Origin of the sequence: Brevundimonas sp., from assembly GCF_023259385.1 — a bacterium.
Taxonomy (GTDB): domain Bacteria; phylum Pseudomonadota; class Alphaproteobacteria; order Caulobacterales; family Caulobacteraceae; genus Brevundimonas.
Map to the genome: position 1 here is coordinate 1 of NZ_JAHFPF010000301.1, position 3,920 is coordinate 3,920.

The window sequence follows — 3,920 nt, forward strand, 5'->3', positions numbered from 1 at the left end:
AGTGCTGGGCGACTTCACCTTCACGGTCGACCGCTGGAAGATTGAGCAGGAGCAGATCGTCGGCCTGCTGGGCGCCCAGACGGCCCTGGCGCTGGAGTATCTGAACCGGGTGCAGGGCCAGACCAACCCGAACGTGGTGCGCTCGGCGCCGAACCAGGACGACATCGACCTGTTCGCCGGCACGGGCCTGGCCGCGGTCGGCACGGCCCAGACCATCAGCGACCGGTTCATCAACCTGCTGCCGCAGACGGTGGAAGGCATGGACTTCGGCTTCTCGTGGGCCAAGCGTCGCACCGAGTGGGGCACCTTCATCTTCCGCGCCAACGCCCAGCAGCTGCTGACCTTCTCGCGGGCGCCGGGTCCGATCGTGGACTCGCTGTACGCGGCCCGCGCGGCCGGGACCATCAACGCCCTGACCCCGCTGCCGGACTCCAGCCAGCTGATCGCCCAGAACGGCCGTCCGGAATGGAAGATCAACGCCAGCTTCACCTGGCGGCACGGCCCGTGGCGGGTCGGGGCCTCGACCCAGTATGTGAGCGAGGTCTTCCAGACGAGCCTGCTGAGCGCGACGGGCATGCCGTGGAAGGTGTCGGACCAGACGGTCTTCAACCTGTACGGCCAGTACACGTTCGAGGACCAGTTCGGCGCCGCCTCCGGGACGGAGTTCCGCGTCGGCGTGCGGGACCTGACCGACGAGGGGCCGTCGCTGGCCGACGGCGGCTATCTGGGCTCGGTCCAGCGCCCCTACGGCCGTTACCTGTACGTCGACATTTCCAAGACGTTCTGAGACTGAACTGAACCGGCGCGGATCCAACGGTCCGCGCCGGACCAGCATGCGCGGAGCCCTCATGAAGCGACTGGCCGGACTGATCGGAGCCTTGATGCTGGCGGTCCCGTCGGCGGCGTGCGCCCAGACTGTCGCCCTGCAAGCCCGGTCACCCCTGACGGCCGGCGAGCAGGCGCCGATCGCCTGCCCGGCGTCGGTGGGGCGCGAGGTCCGGTGCCTGTCTGGCCGGGACGTCAACGGCGCCTGGTACATCATCGCCATGCCGACGGCGTGGAACCACGAGCTGATCGTCCACGCCCACGGCGGTCCGCGCACCGGCGATCCTGAAGCCCCGGACTCCCTGGAGGACCTGGACCGGTTTTCGGTGATGGTGAAGCAGGGCTATGCCTGGATCGGATCGACCTACCGCCGGGGCGGCTACGGCGTGCGCATGGCCGCCGAGGACGCGGACAACAGCCGCAAGATATTCTGGGACCAGTTCGGACGCCCCGCGCGCACCATCCTGCATGGCCAGTCATGGGGCGGCAACGTCGCGGCCAAGGCGGCGGAGCTGTACGGCAAGAACGAGACCGGCCGGCTGAACTACGACGGCGTGCTGCTGACCAACGGCGTGCTGATGGGCGGCACGCGGGCCTATCAGTTCCGGGCCGACCTGCGGGCGGTCTACCAGTTCTATTGCGGCAACCACCCCTCGCGGCAGGACGGCGCCTATCCGGTGTGGCAGGGGCTGCCGGCCAACGCCACGATGACCCGGGCCGAGCTGCGCCGCCGGATCGTGGAGTGCACCGGGGTGGGCCTGTCCCAGCGCGACCGCCGCGCGGACCAGACGCGCCGCCTGCGCGATATCCTGGCGGTCACCGGCGTCGAGGAAGACGAACTCGTCGCCCACATGAACTGGGCTACCTTCCTGTTCCAGGATCTGGTGCAGAAGCGGCTGGGCGGGCTGAATCCGTTCGACAACAGCCGCACGGTCTACAGCGGCTCTTCCGACGACGCCGCCCTGAACGCGGGCGTTGAGCGGTTCACGGCGGATCCGCGAGCGGTGGCGCAATTGGCCTATGACGCCGACCTGTCCGGCCTGATCGTCGCCCCGACCGTGAGCATCCACGCCCGCCACGACCCGACCGTCACCTGGCAGGCCGAAGCGATGTACGCCGAGACGGTCGCGCGGGCGGGCCGGTCGGACCTGCTGGCGCAGGCGCTGACCGACGAAGACCAGCACAGCAAGCTGGAGGACGGCGGCTATCTGACCGCCCTGACCGCGCTCGAAGGCTGGATCGACACCGGCGTGAAGCCCGATCCCGCGGGCTTCCAGCAACGTTGTCTGACGCTGGCGGCCGCCTCGTCCTGCCGATTTGTCGCAATCCCCTGAGTAAGGTTAACTGTTCTACCTAGAAGCGAAACGCCTTGTGCACATTTGCGTGCTAGGTGTTTCTACGGGGTGGATAACCAGGGGTTAAGGTTATGGGGCGTTCCGCAAGGGCGAACCGGTTGGCGCGCGTCGCGCTGCTGGTGGATCAGCTGGCCGGCAATCTTGAACCGGAACGCATTCCGGCTCGGTCCCGACAGGCTTCGATCGCCGAGCTGGACAGCCTGTGCGAACTGCTGGCCGGACATCCTGACGATATCGACGGCCTGCTGCGCGCCTCGCTGCAGCGCCTCTGCGCGCGCATGGCGCTGGCGAGCGAGACCCGGCGTCCCCGCGTCGGCGACACGATCCGCAACCGCCGCCTGGCCCGCAACCTGCGCCGCATCGCCGCCCTCGTCGCCGCCGGCGCCGCCTTCTGGCCCATGGCCGCGGCCGCCGCGACGGACGTGCCGCCGGTCAGCGCCCCGGTCATCGTCAGCCCGCTGTCGATCGCGGTCGGCGACACCATCGTGCATCCGGTCACCGGCCTGAACGTCACCGTCACCGCCGTGGTCCCCAACGGCGTGATCGTGACCGGCGACCAGTTCATCCTGACCACCATCACCGTCGGCGCGCACCTTCCGAGTCCCGCCAACCCCGCGGTGACCTCGGCCATCGCGTCCCAGACCACGGTCTCGGGCCGGGTCGTCTCGGTGACGCTGGCCAACGGCGAGGTCGTCAACACGGTCACGACGCTGAGCACCAATCCCGGCGGTGGGCCCGCCGGCCCGCTGCCGGTCCCCACCGGCGCGGGCGACAACAACGCCTACACCGACGTGCGTCAGGCTGCGGGCGGGAGCGGCGGCCGGGACGGCGCCCTGTTCGTTTCGGCCAACTCGGGCGGCGCCGGCTCGCGCGGCGCCGACATCACGGTCGATGTGACGGCCGCACATGGCAATATCAGCACCGCGTCCAACGGTCGTCCCGGCATCATCGTGGCCAGCGTGGGCGGCAACGGCGGCTCGGGCGGCGACGGCTACCTGGGCGCCAGCGGCGCCTCGGGCGGGCGGGGCGGCGAGGGCGGCAACGTCAACCTGACCTCGCACGTCGGAACCATCTCGACCTCGGGCAACGGCTCGCACGGCGTCATGGCCCAGAGCCGGGCGGGCGTCGGGGGCGCCGGCGGTTCGGGCTACGGCTTCTCCACCGGCGGGTCGGGCGGCAGCGGCAGCGCGGGCGGCAGCGCGACCGTCACCAATTACAGCAACATCACCACCAGCGGCGTCGCCTCGCACGGCGTCTACGCCCAGTCGCTGGGCGGCGGCGCGGGCAGCGGCGGCGGCAGCTACGGCCTGTTCGGCAGCGGCGGCTCGGGCAACACCGGCGGCCACGGCGGCGCGGCGGAAGCGATCAACTACGGCCGTATCACCACCACGGGCGACGGCTCTTCCGGCGTGACGGCCCGGAGCATCGGCGGCATCGGCGGCGACGCCGGGAACGCCGGGGGTCTGGTGACCTTCAGCTCGGACGGGGCGGCGGGCGGCAACGGCGGCACGGCGATCGTGCGCGCCCAGACGGGGTCCGAGGTCTATACTTCGGGCCGGGCCTCCTACGGCCTGTTCGCCCAGTCGATCGGCGGCGGCGGCGGCGAAGGCGGCTTCAGCGTCGGCCTGGGCACGATCGGATCAGGCGGCGGCACGGGCGGCAACGGACAGATCGCCCAGGTCTTCGCCCAGAACGGCACCTTCATCACCACCACCGGCGAGGCTTCGCACGGCATCTTCG

1 protein-coding gene and 2 pseudogenes are annotated in these 3,920 nt (G+C 70.6%); all 3 read left to right on the top strand.

Translation table 11 applies throughout. From position 1 onward, the window contains the following. Positions 1 to 787, top strand: a pseudogene (locus tag Q0C81_RS17155) (TonB-dependent receptor); the annotation flags it as partial. Between the two features lie 61 nt (positions 788 to 848). After that, positions 849 to 2,159, top strand: coding sequence for a hypothetical protein (locus Q0C81_RS17160; RefSeq protein ID WP_291840863.1), 1,311 nt, complete (start codon positions 849 to 851; stop codon positions 2,157 to 2,159). 119 nt (positions 2,160 to 2,278) lie between these two features. Beyond that, positions 2,279 to 3,920, top strand: a pseudogene (locus tag Q0C81_RS17165) (hypothetical protein); the annotation flags it as partial.

What these genes read in the sequence shown, in the direction of transcription:
- Q0C81_RS17160 (WP_291840863.1), top strand. Translation starts at nt 849, where the DNA reads ATGAAGCGACTGGCCGGACTGATCGGAGCCTTGATGCTGGCGGTCCCG.